General features: G+C 67.8%; 17 protein-coding genes. All 17 read left to right on the forward strand.

The window, feature by feature from the left end; genetic code table 11:
- Positions 1-6: 6 nt before the first annotated feature.
- The 17 genes from ABCR88_RS16730 to ABCR88_RS16810 all read left to right on the forward strand — a co-directional run bounded on the left by ABCR88_RS16730 (position 7) and on the right by ABCR88_RS16810 (position 21,292).
- Positions 7-1,755 carry a copper resistance system multicopper oxidase gene (locus ABCR88_RS16730; RefSeq protein ID WP_350402747.1) on the forward strand — a complete coding sequence of 583 codons (1,749 nt, stop codon included), beginning with the start codon at positions 7-9 and terminating at the stop codon, positions 1,753-1,755.
- Positions 1,745-2,644, forward strand: coding sequence for a copper resistance protein B (locus tag ABCR88_RS16735; protein ID WP_350402748.1), 900 nt, complete (start codon positions 1,745-1,747; stop codon positions 2,642-2,644). Before ABCR88_RS16730 ends, ABCR88_RS16735 begins: the two co-directional genes overlap by 11 nt.
- Before the next feature lie 154 nt (positions 2,645-2,798).
- Entirely contained in the window at positions 2,799-3,248 is a 450-nt protein-coding gene (locus tag ABCR88_RS16740; RefSeq protein WP_015635530.1) for a DUF411 domain-containing protein, read from the forward strand.
- Entirely contained in the window at positions 3,245-3,682 is a 438-nt protein-coding gene (locus tag ABCR88_RS16745) for a YqaA family protein (RefSeq protein ID WP_015635529.1), read from the forward strand. The genes ABCR88_RS16740 and ABCR88_RS16745 overlap by 4 nt, the downstream gene beginning before the upstream one ends.
- Before the next feature lie 179 nt (positions 3,683-3,861).
- On the forward strand, positions 3,862-4,872 hold the full coding sequence (locus ABCR88_RS16750) for an alpha/beta hydrolase (protein WP_123430817.1): 1,011 nt from the start codon (positions 3,862-3,864) through the stop codon (positions 4,870-4,872).
- 15 nt (positions 4,873-4,887) lie between these two features.
- Positions 4,888-5,841, forward strand: coding sequence for a D-2-hydroxyacid dehydrogenase family protein (locus ABCR88_RS16755; protein WP_350024099.1), 954 nt, complete (start codon positions 4,888-4,890; stop codon positions 5,839-5,841).
- Between the two features lie 550 nt (positions 5,842-6,391).
- Complete coding sequence (gene glgA, locus ABCR88_RS16760; RefSeq protein ID WP_011061176.1) at positions 6,392-7,960, forward strand: glycogen synthase GlgA; 1,569 nt, start codon at positions 6,392-6,394, stop codon at positions 7,958-7,960.
- Between the two features lie 13 nt (positions 7,961-7,973).
- Positions 7,974-9,770, forward strand: a complete 1,797-nt coding sequence (gene treZ / locus ABCR88_RS16765) for a malto-oligosyltrehalose trehalohydrolase (protein ID WP_350402750.1) — start codon at positions 7,974-7,976, stop codon at positions 9,768-9,770.
- Positions 9,767-11,848 carry a 4-alpha-glucanotransferase gene (gene malQ / locus ABCR88_RS16770; protein ID WP_350402752.1) on the forward strand — a complete coding sequence of 694 codons (2,082 nt, stop codon included), beginning with the start codon at positions 9,767-9,769 and terminating at the stop codon, positions 11,846-11,848. The genes treZ and malQ overlap by 4 nt, the downstream gene beginning before the upstream one ends.
- Positions 11,845-14,625 (forward strand): malto-oligosyltrehalose synthase, encoded by a 2,781-nt coding sequence (locus tag ABCR88_RS16775; RefSeq protein WP_350402753.1) that lies wholly within the window; start codon positions 11,845-11,847, stop codon positions 14,623-14,625. The genes malQ and ABCR88_RS16775 overlap by 4 nt, the downstream gene beginning before the upstream one ends.
- Positions 14,626-14,646: 21 nt before the next feature.
- Complete coding sequence (locus tag ABCR88_RS16780; RefSeq protein ID WP_015635523.1) at positions 14,647-14,946, forward strand: DUF2934 domain-containing protein; 300 nt, start codon at positions 14,647-14,649, stop codon at positions 14,944-14,946.
- A gap of 113 nt (positions 14,947-15,059) precedes the next feature.
- Positions 15,060-17,219 carry a glycogen debranching protein GlgX gene (glgX, locus tag ABCR88_RS16785; RefSeq protein ID WP_350402755.1) on the forward strand — a complete coding sequence of 720 codons (2,160 nt, stop codon included), beginning with the start codon at positions 15,060-15,062 and terminating at the stop codon, positions 17,217-17,219.
- Between the two features lie 2 nt (positions 17,220-17,221).
- A complete protein-coding gene (locus ABCR88_RS16790; RefSeq protein WP_041118084.1) occupies positions 17,222-18,238 on the forward strand; it encodes an acyl-CoA dehydrogenase in 1,017 nt (338 codons plus the stop codon).
- The gene (locus tag ABCR88_RS16795) at positions 18,235-18,993 is read left to right on the forward strand and encodes a PIG-L family deacetylase (protein ID WP_041118082.1); all 759 of its coding nucleotides are present in this window, start codon (positions 18,235-18,237) and stop codon (positions 18,991-18,993) included. The genes ABCR88_RS16790 and ABCR88_RS16795 overlap by 4 nt, the downstream gene beginning before the upstream one ends.
- A complete protein-coding gene (locus ABCR88_RS16800) occupies positions 18,990-19,589 on the forward strand; it encodes an SAM-dependent methyltransferase (protein ID WP_011061168.1) in 600 nt (199 codons plus the stop codon). Before ABCR88_RS16795 ends, ABCR88_RS16800 begins: the two co-directional genes overlap by 4 nt.
- Entirely contained in the window at positions 19,586-20,251 is a 666-nt protein-coding gene (locus tag ABCR88_RS16805; protein WP_041118080.1) for a glycosyltransferase, read from the forward strand. Before ABCR88_RS16800 ends, ABCR88_RS16805 begins: the two co-directional genes overlap by 4 nt.
- Before the next feature lie 282 nt (positions 20,252-20,533).
- Positions 20,534-21,292, forward strand: coding sequence for a PIG-L family deacetylase (locus ABCR88_RS16810; protein ID WP_011061166.1), 759 nt, complete (start codon positions 20,534-20,536; stop codon positions 21,290-21,292).
- The last annotated feature ends 43 nt before the right edge of the window (positions 21,293-21,335 follow it).

Consider the following 21,335-nt stretch of genomic DNA (forward strand, 5'->3'; position numbering starts at 1 on the left):
CCTCCGATGCCGCGCCCCTCCTCGTTCCACAGCCCCTCCCGCCGCACCTTCGTCAAGGCCCTGGCTGCCGGTGGTGTACTCGCCGGCTTCGGCCTGTGGCGCAACCCGGTCTGGGCCGTCAGCAGCCCGGGCCAGCCCGAGGTCCTGGCCGGCAGCGACTTCGACCTGTGCATCCAGCAGTTGTCGGTGAACTTCAGCGGCCGGCCACGCAAGGCCATGGCCATCAACGGCAGCCTGCCCGGGCCCCTGCTGCGCTGGCGCGAAGGCGACCGGGTGACTGTGCGGGTGCGCAACCGCCTGGACCAGCCCAGTTCCATCCACTGGCACGGGATCATCCTGCCGGCCGACATGGACGGCGTGCCCGGCCTGAGCTTCGAGGGCATCGAGCCCGGCGGGCTCTACCGCTACAGCTTCCCGGTCAAGCAGCACGGCACCTACTGGTACCACAGCCATTCCGGGCTGCAGGAGCAACTGGGGGTGTATGGCCCGCTGGTGATCGACGCCCGGGAACCGGAGCCCTTCAGCTACGAACGCGACTACGTGGTGCTGCTCTCGGACTGGAGCGACGAGGAGCCGGGGCAGATCCTGCGCACCCTGAAGAAACAGTCCGACTACTACAACCAGCACAAGCGCACCCTGGGCGACTTCATCGAGGACGTCGGCCGCGACGGCTGGGCGGCCACGCTGGCCGAACGCAGCATGTGGGCGCAGATGAACATGACCCCCACCGACCTCGCCGATGTCAGCGGCGCCACCTATACCTTCCTGCTCAACGGCCAGGCCCCGGGCCAGCCATGGTGCGGGCTGTTCCGCCCCGGCGAACGCCTGCGCCTGCGAGTGATCAATGCCTCGGCCATGAGCTATTTCGACCTGCGCATTCCCGGGGTGCAGATGACCGTGGTCGCCGCCGACGGCCAGCACGTGGTGCCCGTGACCGTAGATGAACTGCGCATTGCCGTGGCCGAAACCTTCGACGTGCTGGTGCAACCCGGTGCCGGAGCCCACGCCTTGTTCGCCCAGGCCATGGACCGCAGCGGCTATGCCCTGGGCACCCTGGCCAGTGCCCCCGGGCTCGTGGCCGAGGCACCAGCCATGGACCCGCGACCGCTGCTGAGCATGACGGACATGGCCATGGGTGCCATGGATCACGGGGCAATGCCGGGCATGGACCATGGCGCCATGGCCGCCATGGATCACGGCGCGATGAACGCCACGATCAGCCACCCGACCTCGGAAACCAACAACCCCCTGGTGGACATGCAGGCGGTGAACCCCATGCCGCGCCTGAACGATCCGGGCATCGGCCTGCGCGACAACGGCCGCCGGGTGCTGCGCTACGCCGACCTGAAAAGCACCTTCGCCGACCCCGACGGCCGCGAACCGAGCCGGACCCTGACCCTGCACCTGACCGGGCACATGGAAAAGTTCGCCTGGTCCTTCGACGGCATTCCCTTTGCCGAAGCCGAACCCCTGCGCCTGCGGTATGGCGAGCGGCTGCGCATCGAACTGGTGAACGACAGCATGATGGCCCACCCCATCCACCTGCACGGGCTGTGGAGCGACCTGGAGGACGAACATGGCCGCTTCCAGGTGCGCAAGCACACCATCGACATGCCGCCGGGCACCCGCCGCAGCTACCGGGTCACCGCCGATGCCCTGGGGCGCTGGGCCTATCACTGCCACCTGCTGTACCACATGGAAAGCGGCATGTTCCGCGAAGTCCGGGTCGAGGAGGAACGCCACCATGAAGCTTGATTACCTCCGCTTCACCCGGCAGCCCGGCGTTGGCCTGGCCCTGCTCCTGCTGGCCTGGCCCTGGGCACCGGCACAGGGCGAATCGATGCCGGGCATGGACCATTCCAGCGTGCCCGGGATCGCCATGGGCGTCATGGACCACTCACAGATGCCCGGCATGCAGGCGCCAGCCCCCACACGAAGCCGCACACCGATCCCGGTGCTGACCGATGCCGACCGGGCGGCGGTCTACCAGGGCCCCGGTGGCCACATCCACGGCCCGTCGCTGAACACTTTCCTGCTGGTGGACCAGTTGGAATGGCAGGACGCCGACCCGGGTGGCAGCGTCGCCTGGGAGGTCGAGGGCTGGGTCGGTGGCGACCGCGACCGGCTCTGGCTGCGCAGTGAAGGCGAACGCACCCGGGGCGTCACCGAGCACGCCGAGCTGCAAGCCCTGTGGGGCCATGCCATTGGCCCCTGGTGGGACCTGGTGGGCGGCCTGCGCCAGGACTTCAAGCCCGGCACGCCGCAGACCTGGGCCGCCCTGGGGCTGCAAGGCATGGCCCTGTACAACTTTGAAAGCCAGGTCACCGCCTACCTCGGCGAGGACGGCCAGGCCGCCTTGCGCCTCAAGGGTGACTACGACCTGCTGCTGACCCAGCGCCTGATCCTCCAGCCCTCCGCCGAGGTCAACCTCTATAGCCGCAATGACCGGCAACGGGGCCTGGGCGCAGGCCTGGCGGACAGCGAGATCGGCCTGCGCCTGCGCTACGAGATCCGCCGCGAGTTCGCTCCCTATATAGGGGTGACCTGGAACCGCAGCTACGGCCGCAGCGCCGACTACGCCCGGGACGAGGCCGAGCTGGACAACGACCCGCGCCTGGTCCTGGGCCTGCGCCTGTGGTTCTGAAGGCCACAACCGCTGGCCGGCCTTGGTATCACCTTGAAACAAAAGCCAGCGGCGGCCAGCGAAAAAAACCGCAAAATGCACCACCCCGAGCGTGCAACCGCGGGTGGCCGGCCATGCCACCCTTCCTTATTGATCAGCGACAAAGAGACTTTCGATGAACACCTCACTGCGTCTGGCGGCCCTGTCCGCCCTGCTGATCAGCTCCCTGGCCCAGGCTGGAGAACTGATTCCCATCGACGTGCACCGCGACGCCAACTGCGGCTGCTGCAAAAAGTGGATCGAGCACCTGCAGGACAACGGCTTTGCCGTGACCGACCACGTGGAAAGCAACATGAGCGCGGTCAAGCAGCGGCTCGGCGTCGCCCCGCGCCTGGGCTCCTGCCATACCGCGGTGATCGACGGCAAGTTCGTCGAGGGCCACGTGCCGGCCGAACAGGTGCTGGCCCTGCGCAAGCGCGATGACCTGCTGGGCATCGCCGCCCCGGGCATGCCCATGGGCTCCCCCGGGATGGAAATGGACGGCATGGGCGCCGATGCCTTCCAGGTCATCGGCCTGACCCGCGAGGGCAAGGACGTGGTCGTCGCGGACTACCCGGCCCGTTGATCTTCGGCGCCTACTTCGGCCTGTTCCTGGCGGCGTTCGGCGCCGCCACCCTGCTGCCCCTGCAATCGGAAGCGCTGCTGGTGGGGTTGCTGCACAACAGCCAACTGGCAGTGCTCGGGCTGTGGCTGGTGGCGACCCTGGGCAATGTCCTGGGCTCGCTGGTCAACTGGTGGCTGGGCCAGCGCCTGGAACACTACAAGGAGCGCCGCTGGTTTCCGGTCAGCTCGCGTCACCTGGAGCGGGCCCGGGGGCCTTACCAACGCTATGGCCACTGGACGCTCCTGCTGAGCTGGATGCCGCTGATCGGCGATCCGCTGACCCTGGTGGCCGGCGTCATGGGCGAACCCCTCAAGCGCTTCCTGCTGCTGGTCACCCTGGCCAAGGGCGCGCGCTACGCCGTGCTGGCGTGGCTGACCCTGGGCTGGATCGGCTGAGCGCCCGCAGCTCCCCATCACCGCGCAGGAGCTGGCTTGCCAGCGAAAGTGCCCGCCCCCGCAACCACCTGCCTCAAGGCCTTCCTTGTCGGCAAGCCGACGCCCAGGGTTTGCCTGTGGCTTAACGTCGCCCTAATCCGGCGGCTACAGCATCGCCCGCAACCTTGCGGAGTGTCCTTATGCCCCTTGCTACCCCTCGCTGGCTCAGTGCCTTGCTGCTGCCCCTGGCCCTGCCTGCCCTCGCCGCCCAGGGGCCGGTCTACGGTCCCGAACTGCAGGGCTTCGACTACCCCTATCCCTTGCAGCATTTCAGCTTTGTGTCCCAGGGCCAGGCACTGCAGATGGGCTATATGGATGTACCGCCCCAGAGCCCGGCCAACGGGCGCAGCCTGGTACTGATGCATGGCAAGAACTTCTGCGGCGCCACCTGGGAGGGCTCGATCAAGGCCCTGAGCGCCGCAGGCTACCGGGTGATAGTCCCGGACCAGATCGGCTTCTGTACCTCCAGCAAGCCCGAACACTACCAGTACAGCTTCCAGCAACTGGCGCAGAACACCCATCAACTGCTGGCCAAACTTGGCGTCAGCCAGGCCAGCCTGCTGGGCCATTCCACCGGTGGCATGCTGGCCACCCGCTACGCCCTGCAATACCCCGATCAGGTACGGCAACTGGCCCTGGTCAACCCCATCGGCCTGGAAGACTGGAAAGCCCTGGGCGTGCCCTGGCGCAGCGTCGACCAGTGGTACCAGCGCGAGCTGAAGCAGACCGCCGAGGGTATCCGCCGCTACGAGCAGCAGACCTATTACGCCGGCCGCTGGAAGGCCGAGTACCAGCGCTGGGTGGACATGCTCGCCGGCCTCAACCAGGGCCCCGGCAAGCGCCTGGTGGCGTGGAACTCGGCGCTGATCTACGACATGATCTTCAGCCAGCCGGTGTACTACGAATTCCAGGACCTGAAGATGCCGACCCTGCTGCTGATCGGCACCGCCGACACCACCGCCATCGGCAGCGATATCGCGCCGCCCGAGGTCAAGGCGCGCATCGGCCACTACCAGGACCTGGGCAAGCAGGTGGCGCAGCGCATCCCCCATTCGACCCTGGTGCAGTTCCCGGGGCTGGGCCACGCACCGCAAATGGAACAACCCGAGCCTTTCCACCAGGCCCTGCTGGACTGGTTGAAGCAACCCTGAGCCAGGAGCCCGAACATGGCACTAGAGATTGCGGTAATCGATGATTGGCAGGACGTAGCGCGCGAGGTAGTGGACTGGTCGGTGCTCGATAGCATCGGCCGGGTCAGCTTCCTTCACGACTACCCGGCAGACCCCGCCACCCTGGCCCGGCGCCTGCAACCGTTCCAGGTGATCTGCGTGATGCGCGAGCGCACCCGGTTCGATGAAACCCTGCTACGCAGCCTGCCGCAGCTCAAGCTGCTGCTCACCGGCGGCATGCGCAACGCCGCCATCGACCTCAAGGCGGCCAGCGCCCTGGGGATCCAGGTGTGCGGCACCGACAGCTACAAGCACGCCGCGCCGGAGCTGACCTGGGCCCTGCTCATGGCCCTGAGCCGCAACCTGCTGAGCGAAGCCTGCGCCCTGCGCGCAGGCGATTGGCAACAGGGCCTGGGGGGTGATCTGCACGGCAAGACCCTGGGCATTCTCGGCCTGGGCAGCATCGGCCAACGGGTGGCGCAATTCGGCCAGGTGTTCGGCATGCGGGTGATTGCCTGGAGCGAGAACCTCACCGCTGAACGCGCGACCGCCGCCGGCGTGACCTATGTCGACAAGCAGCAACTGTTCGAACAGGCCGATGTGCTCTCGGTGCACCTGGTGCTCAGCGAGCGCAGCCGTGGCCTGGTGGACGCCCAGGCCCTGGCGTGGATGAAGCCCGGGGCGCTGCTGGTCAATACCGCCCGCGGGCCGATTGTCGATGAAGCCGCGCTGATTGCCGCCCTGGAACAGGGCCGGCTGGCGGGGGCCGCACTGGATGTATTCGAGCAGGAACCCTTGCCTGCCAACCACCCCTTGCGGCGCTTGCCCAATGTTCTGGCCACGCCCCATGTCGGCTATGTCAGCCGGCAGAACTACCAGCAGTTCTTCGGCCAGATGATCGAAGACCTGCAAGCCTGGCACGCCGGCCAGCCGATCCGCCTGCTCAACTGAAAGCCCCCCGTGGCGATCGCCAGGCAAGGTCCTGCGCAGCTTTTCGCAGGCTTGGCGGCGACCAGGCTCGCAGGGACGCTGGGCGCAGGAGCCCGCCTGTGCCCGTTCTTTGGGCGGCGCCGCACCACAACGGCACCGGCCCCCGGCAGCCCCTCCCCATTTTCGCCCCCGGGCCGCAACGGCCCCGCTCCCGGGCAGTGCATGGCCGACCTTTCGTCGGGACGCATTCGCCACCCGCCCTGCCAACCCCGGGAAACGCCCACCTCCCCCGGCACCGCTCTAGGTTCTGTCCTAGACTGAATTTCGCACTGTGACCGGGCAGTCACACTCACCGAGAAAAAGTCGAAACTTTTCGCTTCGGCCCAAGGTCAGGTTAAAGGTAGGGTCGCTGCCACTGGTGCATTCCTTGCAACGGCTCCTCCACCCTTTCTGCTTCCACGCTCGAGCAGCGCAGGCTGATCGACGTGTGGCGCGTTTGCGCCCGGCCACAGGAATTGGCCACGCGCGGCGCTCGAGACACCAGAACAGATCAATAAAACGGGAGAGACACATGATCAGCGCCGTATTGGACACTCAGGGAGATCACCCTCAACAGCAGGCCGGCGACCGCGCCGCCCCCTCGGTTCCGGTCCCTGGGAACAAGACGGTGCTGCCGCTGGCGCGGCCCAATCCCAACCGCAAGCGAGTGCTGTTCGTCACCTCGGAAATCGCCGACCTGGTGAAGACCGGCGGCCTGGGCGACGTCTCTGCCGCCCTGCCCAGGGCCATGGCCCACCTGCACGATGTGCGGGTACTGATCCCCGGCTACCCCCAGGTGCTGCATAGCGAGAACCCGATCCACATCATCGGGGAGCTGGGTGGCCACGCGGCACTGCCGGCCTGCAAGATCGGGCGCATGGACATGCCCGACGGCCTGGTGATCTACGTGCTGATCTGCCCGGAACTCTACGAGCGCGAAGGCACGCCCTACGGCGCCAACAACGGCCGCGACTGGCCGGACAACCATATCCGCTTCGCCCGCCTGGGGCTGGCCGCCGCCGACATCGCGGCCAACCTGGCGCAGATCCACTGGTGCCCCGACCTGGTGCACGCCCATGACTGGCCCGCCGGGCTGGCGCCGGCCTACATGCACTGGCGCGGGCAACGCACGCCGACCCTGTTCACCATTCATAACCTGGCCTATCAGGGCGTGGTCAGCCTGGCCTCGTGCCCGGAACTGGGCATCCCCGAGCATGCCCTGCAACAGGAAGGCATGGAGTTCTACGGCAAGCTGTCGTTCCTCAAGGCCGGCATGGCCTACGCCAGCCACATCACCACGGTGAGCGCCACCTATGCCCAGGAAATCACCACCCCGGCCTTCGGTTGCGGGCTCGACGGCTTCCTCGCCAGCAAGACCCAGCAGGGCCTGCTCAGCGGCATCCCCAACGGCATCGATGAAAGCTGGGACGCCGCCACCGACGCGCACCTGCTCACGCCTTTCAGCATCGGCGACTGGGACGGCAAGGCAGCCAACGCCGCCCATGTGCGGCAGATGTTCGGCCTCGACGCCTCCAGCGGCCCACTGTTTGCCGTGGTCTCGCGGCTGGTCTACCAGAAAGGCCTGGACCTGACCGAAGCGGTGGCCGAGTTCATCGTGCAGTCCGGCGGCCAGATCGCCATCATCGGCCGCGGCGAGCCGGAGGAAGAACAGTCCATGCGCGCCCTGGCCCGGCGCTTCCCCGGCCGCATCGGGGTGCACATCGGCTTCAACGAGACCGACGCCCGGCGCATGTTCGCCGGCAGCGATTTCCTGCTCATGCCCTCGCGCTACGAGCCCTGCGGCCTGAGCCAGATGTATGCCCAGCGCTTCGGCTCGCTGCCGGTGGCGCGCAACACCGGCGGCCTGGCAGACACCATCGAGAATGGCGTCACCGGTTTCCTCTTCGACGAATCCACCGTGGCCAGCTACCAGGAAGCCCTGACCCGGGCCTTCAAGGTGTTCGCCTACCCGGCGCTGCTCAATGCCATGCGCTGCCGGGCCATGGCCGCGCCCTTCAACTGGTGCAAGGCGGTGGAACCCTACGCCGAACTCTACGAGCAACTGGTGGCCAAGGCCCTGGGACAGGCCGCCCGACAGTAAGAGGCAAGGACCGATGCCCTCAAGCACGCTGCACACCTGGACTCATGGCGCGCGGCTGCTGGATGCCGAGCACACCCGGTTCGCCCTGTGGGCGCCGGATGCGCGCTGCGTCAGCGTCGAACTGGCGGACGGCCAGTCGCTGCCCATGCAGCCCCAGCCCGAAGGCTGGTTCATGACCCAGGCGCGCTGCCCCGCGGGCAGCGCCTACCGTTTCAATATCGACGAGCGGATCCAGGTCCCCGACCCGGCATCCCGGGCCCAGCTCGGTGATGTCCACGGGCCAAGCCTGGTGGTGGACCCCGAGCGCTATCAATGGCAGCACCCGCAGTGGCGCGGCCGGCCCTGGCACGAGGCGGTGATCTACGAACTCCACGTGGGGGTCATGGGCGGCTATCAGGCGGTGCAGCAAGCCCTGCCGGCCCTGGTGGAACTGGGGGTGACCGCCATCGAGCTGATGCCCCTGGCGGAGTTTCCCGGCGAACGCAACTGGGGCTACGACGGCGTGTTGCCCTACGCCCCGGAAGCCTCCTATGGTTCGCCCGACGAGCTGCGCGCGCTGATCGATACCGCCCATGGCCTGGGCCTGGCAGTGATCCTCGATGTGGTCTACAACCACTTCGGCCCCGACGGCAACTACCTGCAGGAGTACGCCCAGGGCTTCTTTCGCCAGGACCTGCACACCCCCTGGGGCGCTGCCATCGACTTTCGCCGCCCGCAGGTCAGCGAGTTCTTTATCGACAACGCCCTGATGTGGCTACTGGAGTACCGTTTCGACGGCCTGCGCCTGGACGCGGTGCACGCCATCGACGATCCGGATTTCCTGCGGCAACTGGCGCAGCGGGTCCGCCAGGCAGTGCCATCCGATCGCCATGTGTGGCTCAACCTGGAGAACGAGTTCAATCAGGCCAGCCTGCTGCAACAAGGCTTCGACGCACAGTGGAACGACGACGGCCACAACGCCCTGCATGTGCTGCTGACCGGCGAAACCGACGCCTACTACGCCGACTTCGCCGAGCAGCCCACTGAGCAACTGGCCCGCTGCCTGAGCCAGGGTTTCGCCTTCCAGGGCCATGCCAACCGCCATGGCGAGGCCCGCGGCGAACCCAGCGGGCACCTGCCGCCCAGCGCCTTTGTGCTGTTTCTGCAGAACCATGACCAGATCGGCAACCGGGCCTTTGGCGAACGCCTCAACCAACTGGCGCCGACCCAGGCCCTGCACGCGGCCACGGTGCTGTTGCTGCTGTCACCGATGATTCCGCTGCTGTTCATGGGCGACGAAGTAGCCGCCCAGGAACCATTCCTGTTCTTCACCAGCCATCAGGGCCAGTTGGCCGAAGCGGTGCGCGAGGGCCGGCGCAACGAATTCGCCGCCTTCAGTGCCTTCGCCGACGCCGGGCAGCGCCAGCGCATTCCCGACCCCAACGCCGCCTCGACCTTCCAGGCCTCGCGCCCACGGGCCCAGTCCCGACAGGCCGAGGCCACCCGCGAGCTGTACCGCAGCCTGTTGCAGATCCGCCACCGCGAGCTGGTTCCGCGCCTGCCCGGCGCCCATGCCCTGGGCTGCCAGGTACTGGCCGAGGGCGCCCTGAGTGCGCGCTGGCGCCTGGGGGACGGCAGCCTGTTGCGCATCGACCTCAACCTCGGCCCGCACCAGGTCGAACTGGCCGCCGAGGCCGCGCCGCAGCTGTGCTTCGAATACCCGCCGCACACCCTCAACTACTGGTGCCAGGGCCAACTGCCCGCCTACAGCGTGCTGGTGCTGCTGGCCCCCACCTCTTCCCCGACCGACCCAGATGGAGAATGCCTATGAGCGATGCGCAACTGAAACTGCTTGCCAGCCGCGCCGGCCTGGCAGTGGACTGGATCGATGCCAACGGCCGTGCCCAGAAGGTCGAGGACCGGGTCCTGCGGGCTGTCCTGGCCGGCCTGGGGCATCCGGCCGAAGACCCGCAGCAGGTCGAACAGAGCCTGCTGCAATTGCAAGGGGTGCAACAGAGCCGGCACCTGCCACCGCTGCTGACCGCCGACCACGGCCAGAGCCTGGACCTGGCGCGCTACTTCCCCCCGCACACGGCCTGTGTCCTGCGGCTGGAGGATGGCAGCCCGCTGCACCTGGACCTGGATGCCGAGAGCCGGCTGCCGGGCTCGATTCCGGTGGGCTACCACGCCGTGAGTATCGACGACGAACACTTTGTCCTGGCAGTGGCCCCCGAACGCTGCTTCAGCGTGGCCGACGCCGTGCACCAGCCCACCCCGCGGGCCTGGGGCCTCAGCGTGCAACTGTACGCCCTGCGCCGCCCCGGCGATGATGGCTTCGGCGATACCCAGGCCCTTGAAGAACTGGCGCGCCAGGCCGCCGAACGCGGCGCCGATGCCCTGGCCATCAGCCCGCTGCACGCCATGTTCAGCAGCGACCCACTGCGCTACAGCCCCTATTCGCCTTCCAGCCGGCTGTTCCTCAACAGCCTGTATGCCGCCCCTGGCGCGATCCTCGGCGACCGCGCCTGGCGCACCGCGATCGAAGCCTGTGGCCTGGGCGAACAACTGCAGGACCTGGAACAGTTGCCGCTGATCGACTGGCCCATGGCGGCCCAGGCCAAGTTGCGGGCACTGCGGGCGCTGTATGAAGGCTTCTGCCAGGGCGAGCACCCGCTGCACGAGGACTTCGCCAGCTACCGCCGGGCAGCCGGCGAGGCCCTGGAAAACCACTGCCGCTTCGAAGCCATCCAGGCCCAGCGCGCCGCCCGTGGCGAGGACCTGGACTGGCGTCACTGGCCGCCGCAGTGGCGTGATCCAGCCAGCCCGGCCCTGGCTCATTTCGCCGAGGAACAGGCCGACGAAATCGGCTTCCATGCCTTTTGCCAGTGGCTGATCGCCCGCAGCCTGGAGCGAGCGCAAAGCGCGGCCCGCAGCGGCGGCATGGGCATCGGCCTGATCGCCGACCTGGCGGTGGGCGCCGACGGCGGCGGCAGCCAGGCCTGGAGCCGGCAGGAGCAGTTACTGGCCAACCTGACGGTGGGCGCGCCACCGGACATCCTCAACCGCCAGGGCCAGAGCTGGGGGATATCGGCCTTTTCCCCGGAAGGCCTGCAACGCCACGGTTTCCGCGCCTTCATCGAAATGCTCAGGGCCAACTTCGCCCATGCCGGGGGCCTGCGCATCGACCATGTGATGGGCCTGCAACGGCTGTGGGTGATTCCCCTGGGCGCGCCTCCCAGCGATGGCGCCTACCTCTATTACCCGGTGGACGACCTGCTGCGCCTGCTGACCCTGGAATCCCATCGCCACCAGGCCATAGTGCTGGGCGAAGACCTGGGCACAGTGCCCGACGGGCTGCGGGAAAAACTTGCCGCCCGGGCCATGCTCGGCATGCGTGTGCTTTTGTTCGAACAGGACCACGGCTGCCACTTCAAGCCCATCCTCGACTGGCCGGACAATGCCCTGGCCACCACCAGCACCCATGACCTGCCGACCCTCAACGGCTGGTGGCATGGCCGCGATATCGACTGGAACCAGCGCCTGGGCCTGGTGGACGAAGCGGCGGCGCGGCACTGGCGCGAACACCGCCAGCACGAACGCAACGGCCTGCGCCACGCCCTGGCCCAGGACCCGCAGAACTTTCGCGAGGAAAGCCACGAGGCCGACCAGGTGGTAGACGCCAGCGTGCGTTTCCTCGGCCACACCCGGGCGCCCCTGGTGCTGCTGCCCCTGGAGGACGCCCTGGGCATCGACGAACAGGCCAACCTGCCCGGCACCCTCGACAGCCACCCCAACTGGCGCCGGCGCCTGGCCACTGCCAGCCGGCGCCTGCTGGACGACAGCGACGCGGCGCGGCGCCTGGAGCTGCTGGCCTGTGCCCGGCAGCAGGCCCTGGAGCGTGACCGATGAGCCCGCCAGCCACACCAATGCCACGGGCCACCCTGCGCCTGCAATTTCACCAGGGCTTCACCCTGGATCATGCGCTGCCCCTGGTGCCCTACTTCGCCGGCCTGGGCCTCAGCCACCTCTACGCCTCGCCACTGCTCTGCGCGCGGGCCGGTTCCATGCACGGCTACGACGTGGTGGACCCCACCCGGGTCAACCCCGAGCTGGGGGGCGAGGCGGCCCTGGTACGGCTGGTGGATGCCCTGCGCCAGCACGGCATGGGCCTGATCCTGGATATCGTCTCCAACCACATGGCGGTGGGCGGCAATGACAACCCCTGGTGGCTGGACCTGCTGCAATGGGGGCGTCTGAGCCCGTACGGTGAGTTCTTCGATATCCAGTGGCATTCCCCGGACCCGCTGATGGAAGGCCAGTTGTTGCTGCCCTTCCTCGGCAGCGACTATGGGCAGGCCTTGCAGGAAGGCAGCCTGCAACTGCAGCTGGACGACGATCGCTGCGGTTTCCATGTTCGCCACTATGAACACTGTTTCCCCATCTGCCCCGCCGACTTCGGGGAACTGCTGCGCCTCGCCGGCCCGCCGGATGCCGCCCAGGCCCTCAAGCCCCTGGCCGACAGCTTTGCCGCCCTGCGTTTCAGCGGCGACGCCCACGCCCAGGCACAACCGCTGCAGCAGGCCCTGGGCCAACTGTTGCAGCAACCGGCGCTGCACCAGGCCGTCACCGCCCACCTGCAAGGCTACGACTCACGCCACGACGAAGGTTTCCAGCGCCTGCACCATCTGCTGGAGCAACAGAGCTATCGCCTGGCCAGCTGGCGCACCGCCGCCGACGACATCAACTGGCGACGCTTCTTCGACGTCAACGAGCTGGGCGGGCTGCGGGTCGAGCGCCCGGCGGTGTTCGAAGCCACCCACGGCAAGATCTTCGAGCTGATCCAGCGTGGCCTGGTGGACGGCCTGCGCATCGACCATATCGACGGTCTGGCCGACCCTCGCAGCTATTGCCGCAAGCTGCGGCGCCGGATCGACCGCCTGCGCCCGGGCCAGCACCTGCCGATCTACGTCGAGAAGATCCTCGGCGCCGGGGAAACCCTGCACCGCGACTGGGGCGTGGATGGCAGCACCGGCTATGAGTTCATGAACCAACTGTCGCTGCTGCAGCAGGCCCCTGCAGGCCAGCCGGTGCTGGCCGAACTGTGGAGCCGGCACAGCCAGCGCCCCGCGGCGTTCGCCGAAGAGGCACTGCTGGCCCGTCAGCAGATTCTCAACGGCTCCCTGGCCAGCGATTTTGAAAGCGTGGCCCAGGCCCTGTTGCAGGTGGCGCGCCTGGACCTGATGAGCCGCGACCTGACCCTGGGGGCCATCCGCCGCGCCTTGCAGGAACTGATCGTGCACTTCCCGGTGTACCGCACCTATATCAGCGCCTGTGGCCGCGGGCAGCAGGACCAGCAGTTGTTCCAGCAGGCCCTGGACGGCGCGCGACAGAGCCTGGGCGAGGCCGACAGGCCGGTGCTCGACTGCCTGGAGCGCTGGCTCGGCGGCCAGGGCTGGCGCCAGCAGCCACCGGGCCGTGGGCGCAAGCTGCTGCGCCACGCCTGCGTGCGTTTCCAGCAACTGACTTCGCCCGCCGCGGCCAAGGCCGTGGAAGACACCGCCTTCTACCGCTCGGCGGTACTGCTGGCGCGCAACGACGTGGGCTTCAACAGCGAACAGTTCAGTGCGCCGATCGCCGCCTTCCACACGGCCTGCCAGCAACGCCTGGCCAGCTTCCCCGACAACCTGCTGACCAGCGCCACCCACGACCACAAACGGGGCGAGGACAGCCGCGCGCGCCTGGCAGTGCTCAGCGAGCGGGCCCCCTGGTATGCCGCCCAGGTGGAGCACTGGCGCACCCTGGCCGCGCCCCTGCGCCAGCAGGCGGATGCGCCTTCGGCGGGGGACGAACTGATCCTTTACCAGACCCTGCTGGGTAGTTGGCCCCTGGAACTGGCTGCCGAGGATCAGGCGGCCCTGCAAGACTATGGACAAAGGATCTGGCAATGGCAGCTCAAGGCCCTGCGCGAGGCCAAGCTGCAAAGCAGCTGGGCGGCGCCCAACGCAGAATACGAAGAGGCCGTGCAGGCCTTTGTCCAGGCCCTGCTGCTGGCGCCCCAGGGCCTGGCATTGCGCCAGTCGATTGCCGCGGCGGCCCGGGCCATTGCCCCGGCGGGCGCCCTCAACAGCCTGGCGCAAACCTTGCTGCGCATGACCGTGCCTGGGGTCCCCGACCTGTACCAGGGCAACGAGTTCTGGGATTTCAGCCTGGTGGACCCGGATAACCGCCGGCCGGTGGATTACCCGGCCCGGCAGGCGGCCCTGGAGCGCGGCGGCGAACCACGCCAGTGGCTGGCCCAGTGGCACGACGGACGCATCAAGCAAGCCTTGATCGCCCGCACCCTGAACCTGCGTGGCCAGTACCCGGAGCTGTTTCGCCGGGGCCGCTACCAGCCGCTGCCGGTGCTTGGCCAACATGCCGGGCGGGTCCTGGCGTTCATGCGCGAGCACGGTGCACAACGGGGAGTGGTGATAGTGCCGGTGCAGGTCGCCGGCCTGCTGGGGGATCGCGCAATGCCCTTGATCGAGGCGCCGCTGTGGGGCGATACCCGGGTGCAGCTACCGTTCGACGCCTCGGGGCAAAAGCTGAATGGACTTTTTTCCACGGTGGCAGTCACACCCCACAGGGAGCTGATGCTTAGCGCCGCACTGCAAGACTTTGCGCTCAACCTTTTGATTCAACCTTGAATTCAGTCCAGGAGCATTGCGATGAGTACCGACGACAAACGCATTCGTGAATTCGCTTATCAGATCTGGGAGTCGGAAGGTAAGCCAGAGGGCCAGGAAGCCCGGCACTGGGACATGGCCCGCAAGCTCGCCGAGGCCGAAGCCCTGGCTCCAAGCACGCCACCCAAGGCCGGCAAGGCCAAGCCTGCGACCGGAAAGCCCGCCGCCAAGAGCGCGGCCAAGCCCAAGGCCAAGTCGGCCGCCGCCGTGGTAGTGCCCCCGGGAGAAAAACCCGCGGCGGCGAAGAAGCCCCGGGCGCCGCGCAAACCGCCGGCCAACTGACACCCGCCGGCCATCTCGTCCTCGTCAACCCGTGGCGCGCCCACGCGCCATAAGGGTCGCGTTCGCCCTGAAGAAAGGGCCCGGCCCGTCACCGTCTCACTGCAGGAGCAACCATGAGCAGATCCAAGCAGCCCGCCGCCACTCCCGAGAGCGAACCCTCGCGCATTCGTGAAGGCCTGCCCTTCCCCCTCGGCGCCACCTGGGACGGCCTGGGGGTCAACTTCGCGCTGTTCTCGGCCAATGCCACCAAGGTCGAGCTCTGTGTGTTCGATGATGCCGGCGAAGTGGAACTCGAACGCATCGAACTTCCGGAATACACCGACGAAATCTTCCACGGCTACCTGCCCGACGCTCACCCGGGGCTGATCTACGGCTACCGCGTGCACGGCCCCTACGACCCGGCCAACGGGCACCGTTTCAACCCCAACAAACTGCTGATCGACCCCTATGCCAAGCAATTGGTGGGCGAGCTGAAATGGTCCGAGGCGCTGTTCGGCTACACCATCGGCCACCCGGATGCCGACCTCAGTTTCGACGAGCGCGACAGCGCGCCCTTCGTGCCCAAGTGCAAGGTCATCGACCCGGCCCACACCTGGGGCAACGACCAGCGGGTCAGCGTGCCCTGGGACAAGACCATCATCTACGAGACTCATGTGCGTGGCTTCACCATGCGCCACCCTTCGGTGCCCGAGAACCTGCGGGGCAGCTTCGCCGGTCTGATGGTGGACGACGTGCTGGAGCACATCCGCAAGCTCGGGGTGTCGTCGGTGGAGCTGCTGCCGATCCACGCCTTCGTCAACGACCAGCACCTGCTGCACAAGGGCATGACCAACTACTGGGGCTACAACAGCATCGCATTCTTCGCCCCCGACCCGCGCTACCTGGCCAGCGGCAAGATCGCCGAATTCAAGGAAATGGTCGCCCACCTGCACGAAGCCGGGCTGGAGGTGATCCTGGACGTGGTCTACAACCACACCGCCGAAGGCAACGAGCAAGGCCCGACCCTGTCCATGCGCGGCATCGACAACGCCTCCTACTACCGCCTAATGCCTGACGACAAGCGCTTCTACATCAACGATTCGGGCACCGGCAACACCCTGGACCTGAGCCACCCCTGCGTGTTGCAGATGGTCACCGACTCGCTGCGCTACTGGGCCACGGAAATGCACGTGGACGGCTTCCGCTTCGACCTGGCGACCATTCTCGGGCGTTACCACGACGGTTTCGACGAGCGCCACAGCTTCCTCGTGGCCTGCCGACAGGACCCGGTGCTGCGCCAGGTGAAGATGATCGCCGAACCCTGGGACTGCGGCCCCGGCGGCTATCAGGTGGGCAACTTCCCACCGGGCTGGGTGGAATGGAACGATCGCTTTCGCGACACCGTGCGCGCCTTCTGGAAGGGCGATGACGGCCAGCTGGCGGATTTTGCCGGGCGCATGACCGCCTCCGGCGAGATGTTCAACCAGCGCGGCCGCCGGCCCTACGCCTCGGTCAACTTCGTCACTGCCCACGACGGTTTCACCCTGCACGACCTGGTGTCCTACAACGACAAGCACAACGAAGCCAACGACGAGAACAACCAGGACGGCAGCAACAACAACCTGTCCTGGAACCACGGCGTCGAAGGCCCCAGCGACGACCCCGAGATCAACGCCCTGCGCCTGCGCCAGATGCGCAACTTCTTCGCCACCCTGCTACTGGCCCAGGGCACGCCGATGGTGGTGGCCGGCGACGAATTCGCCCGCACCCAGCACGGCAACAACAACGCCTACTGCCAGGACAGCGAGATCGGCTGGGTCAACTGGGAGCTGGATAACGACGGCAAGTCCCTGCTCAAGTTCGTCAAGCGCCTGATCAAGCTGCGCCTGAGCTACCCGATCCTGCGGCGCGGGCGCTTCCTGGTGGGCAGCTACAACGAGGACATCGGGGTCAAGGACGTCACCTGGCTGGCCCCCGGCGGCAGCGAGATGACCACCGAGCACTGGCAGGACCCCCATGGTCGCTGCCTGGGCATGCTGCTGGACGGCCGCGCCCAGGAAACCGGGATCCGCCGCCCCGGGGCCGACGCCACCCTGCTGCTGGTGGTCAACGCCCACCACGACATCGTCAACTTCCGCCTGCCTGAGGTGCCCGCCGGGGAGTTCTGGACCTGCATGCTCGACACCAACCAGCCGGCGGTGCGCGGCCAGGAACGCTTTGCCTTCGGCCACGAGTATTCGGTGACCGGGCGCTCCCTGCTGCTGTTCGAACTGCAACATGAGGAAGAAGACTGAACATGGACCTGCAAGGCTTCCTGCATCACGCCCCCGACCTGGGGCACGCCGACACCCGCGCCCTGGGCCTGTGCCTGGACGCCCTGGTGGGCGCCGGGCTCGACCGCCTGCCACTGCCCGCCGGGGGCGCCACCCTGCAACGCTGGCAGGCCCTGGCCAGGGTCGCCGGCCATGACCTGGGCCTGTGCAAGCTCTACGAGGGGCACACCGACGCCCTGGCGATCATGGCGGAACTGGGCTGCCCCGGGCCACCCGGCACCACCTGGGGTACCTGGGCCGCGGAGCCGCCCCAGGCCCGGGTGCACGCCGTTGCCAATGGCCCGCACTGCCGGCTCAGCGGCACCAAGGCCTGGTGCTCGGGGGCCGAGGTGCTCAGCCATGCCCTGCTCACCGCCTGGGACGCCGATGGCCACCAACGCCTGGTGGCGGTGGCCCTGGACCAGCCCGGGGTGCAGGTCGAGAGCGGCAGCTGGCAAGCGGTGGGCATGGCCAGTACCGGCAGCCAGCGGGTTGACTTCCACGAGGCTCGTGGCCAATGGGTCGGCGGGCCGGATGACTACCTGCAGCGCCCAGGCTTCTGGCAAGGCGCCATCGGCATCGCCGCCTGCTGGCTGGGGGCCGCCCAGGCCATCGCACGCCCCCTGCGCGAACACTGCGCCAAACGCGACGAGCCCCATGCCCTGGCCCACCTAGGGGCAGTGGACAGCGCCCTGCATCAGGCCGCCTGTGTGCTGCGCCACAGTGCCCGGCAGTTGGATCAGGCGCCCCAGGCTGAGTGCCAGTTGCTGGCCCGGCGCGCCCGGGCGGTGACCGAGGCCAGCGTCGACAGCGTGCTGCACCACGTCGGCCGGGCGCTGGGCGCCGGCCCCTATTGCCTGGACCGGCACTTCGCCCGGCTGCTGGCGGACCTGCCGGTGTTCATCCGCCAGAGCCATGCCGAGCGTGACCTGGCCATTCTCGGGCAACAGCTCGCCAACGCCGCCCACGCTGCAGCGGACCCGGGAGGATGGCAACTGTGAAAGCCAATCCGATTGTCGGTCGCGGCACCTCGCTGCGGGCCTGGCAGGCTTCCTCGCAACTGCAGGCCATGGCCGCGGTGGATATTCGAACCCTGGTCCCGCAAGGAGCGCGGGCGGTGATTGTGGCCCCGCACCCGGACGATGAAATCCTCGGCTGTGGCGGCCTCCTGCAACTGCTGGCGGCCGAAGGGCGCGAGCTGCTGCTGATTTCGGTCACCGATGGTTGCGCCAGCCATCCCGGCTCCCTGCGCTGGCCGGTACAGCGCCTGAGCCAGGTACGGCCCCAGGAGTCCGCCGAAGGCTTGCGCCGCCTGGGCCTGCCGCTGCAGCGCTTCACCTGGCTGCGCGCGGGCTTCGAGGACAGCCGCGTCGCCCGGGACGAAGCCGCCCTGACGCAGTTCATCCAGGGTTGCCTGCGCGCCGGTGACGTGCTGTTCAGCACCTGGTGCGAGGACGGCCACTGCGACCACGAAGCCGTGGGCCGGGCCAGCGCCCTGGCCGCCCGGGCCGCGGGTGCGAGCCTCAAGGAACTGCCGATCTGGACCTGGCACTGGGCCGATCCCGAGGGCCGGCAGCTGCCCTGGGAGCGGGCCCGCAAGGTGCTGCTCAGCCCTGCCCAGGTGGCCCGCAAGCGCCATGCCATCCACGCCTTTGCCAGCCAACTGGAGGGCGACCCGCAGATCGGCCTGGCGCCCGTGTTGGCACCGCACATCATCGAGCGTCTGCTGCAACCTTTTGAGGTGGTGTTCCTATGAGTGTCGACAGTCGCTATTTCGAAGGGCTGTTCGCCCGGGACCAGGACCCCTGGGCCTTTCGCCAGCGCTGGTATGAACAGCGCAAACGTGCAATCACCCTGGCCAGCCTGCCGCGCCGCCACTACCGGAGCATTTTCGAACCCGGCTGTGCCAACGGCGAACTCAGCGCCGAACTGGCCAGCCGCTGCGACAGCCTGCTGGCCTACGACACCGCGCGCAACGCGGTGGACCTGGCCCGGCAGCGCTTGCGCTCCTTCCCCCACGCCCGGGTGGAACACGGCCGCCTGCCCCAGGACTGGCCCAAGGGGCCCTTCGATCTGATCGTCATCAGCGAGATCGGCTATTACCTGGACGCCGCCGACCTGGCGCAACTGGTGGCACGGGCCCTGGGCTCCCTGGCCGCGGATGGCCAGCTACTGGCCTGCCACTGGCGCCCGCCCATTGCCGAGTGCCCCCTGGATGCCGGACAAGTGCACGAACTGCTCCATCGCCATTTGCAACTGCCACGCTTGCTGGAGCACCAGGAAGCGGACTTTCTCCTCGACCTCTGGGGCCGCGAAGCGGATTCGGTCGCGACCCTGGAGGGCCTGCGATGATCGGAGTGGTGATACCCGCCCATAACGAGGAGCAACTGCTGGCCGAGTGCCTGCGCTGCGCCCTGAAAGCCGCCAGCCACCCCGAACTCAATGAGGACGTGGCGATCCTGGTGGTGCTCGACAGCTGCTCCGACGGTTCTTTGGACATTGCCCGCCAGTTCGCCGTGCAACACCTGCAGTTGCAGGTGCGCAATGTCGGACGGGCACGGGCCGCGGGCGCGCAGTTGCTGCTGCAGGCCGGCGCCCGCTGGCTGTCTTGTACCGATGCCGACAGCCGCGTACCCGAAGACTGGCTGGTGGCCCAACTGGCCCTGGGCGCCGACGCCGTCTGCGGCACCGTCACCGTCGACCGCTGGAGCGAAGGCTTCGAACCCCAGGCCCGGATCCGCTATCACGACGCCTACCAGGACAGCGATGGCCACCGGCACATCCATGGCGCCAACCTCGGCATCAGCGCTGCAGCCTATGTCCGCGCCGGCGGCTTCGAGGCCCTGACCTGCCACGAGGATGTGCAGCTGGTGCGACAGTTGCAGCGCTGCGGCGCCAGCATCGCCTGGAGCCGGCATCCGCAAGTGATTACCAGCGGGCGCCTGGATTCGCGGGCCAAAGGTGGGTTCGGCGATTACCTCAAGCGCCTGAGTGAACCTTGCGCAGGGCTGTGAAGTACGGCATGGCATTGGTCGGTGCGCCTCCCCGGGGGGAGAATTGCCGTCTACCCTGTGACGGGCTTGGTAATCAGCAAATAAGCCTGGGCTGGCACTGCGTGGAAAGCTCCAGGCTGTGTATGATTACCCCCGAATCGCGGTGCTCCAAAGGTATGGGGCACCGGTACTTCACGCTGAGGCAGGTGCCAAGGAATCAGCGTGCGTGCAAACCCAGGGTCGCGACTGAACGGAGGTTCAACCGCTCTTGCCGTGGCCCGGAAAACAGGGATGTGACACCCCATGAAAGCCATACCCGCAATCGACAGCAACTGGCCCAGCCAAGTCTGGAACAGTGCCCGCAGCCTGGCCGAGGTGCCGGCCATCAATCTGGCCAACCTGGTTCCGGCCGGCTCCCGGGCAGTGATAGTCGCCCCTCACCCCGGTGACGAAGTGGTCGCCAGCGGCGGCCTGCTGCAAGTGCTGGCCCACCACGGCCACCCTCTGCAACTGATTTCCATCAGCGACGGCAGCGCCAGCCATCCCGGGTCGGAGCTGTGGCCCAAGCGCCGCCTGAGCGTGTTCCGGCCCCAGGAAAGCGCCGAAGCTCTGCGTCGCCTGGGCCTGCCCCTGCACAGCCTGAAGTGGATCCGCGGCGGCTTTGCCGACAGCGCCTTGAGCGAACGGGAACAGCAGTTGGTGCCCTTCATCTGCCGCTACCTGCGCGACACCGACGTGGTGTTCAGCACTTGGCGCGCCGATGGCAACCTCGACCACGAAGCCGTGGGCCGGGCCACGGCCAAGGCCGCGAGCCTGGTGGGTGCGCGTTTTCATGAGATTCCGATCTGGGCCTGGCACTGGGCGGCCCGCGAGGAGCACCAGATCCCCTGGCAGCGTGCGCGCAAGCTGCGCCTGGACACCTGGACCGTGGCCCGCAAGCGCCACGCCGCCCACGCCTATGCCAGCCAGTTGCAGGGCGAGCCGGAGATCGGCCTGGAGCCGTCGCTGTCGCCGGTGCTGCTGGAGCGCCTGCGCCTGCCCTACGAGATCATCCTGATGTAGGCCTGCGCGGGTGGAAAATAAGCTGAACGCACGCACCGGTCGC

Source organism: Pseudomonas sp. W17 (assembly GCF_040268305.1).
Lineage (GTDB): Bacteria > Pseudomonadota > Gammaproteobacteria > Pseudomonadales > Pseudomonadaceae > Aquipseudomonas > Aquipseudomonas protegens.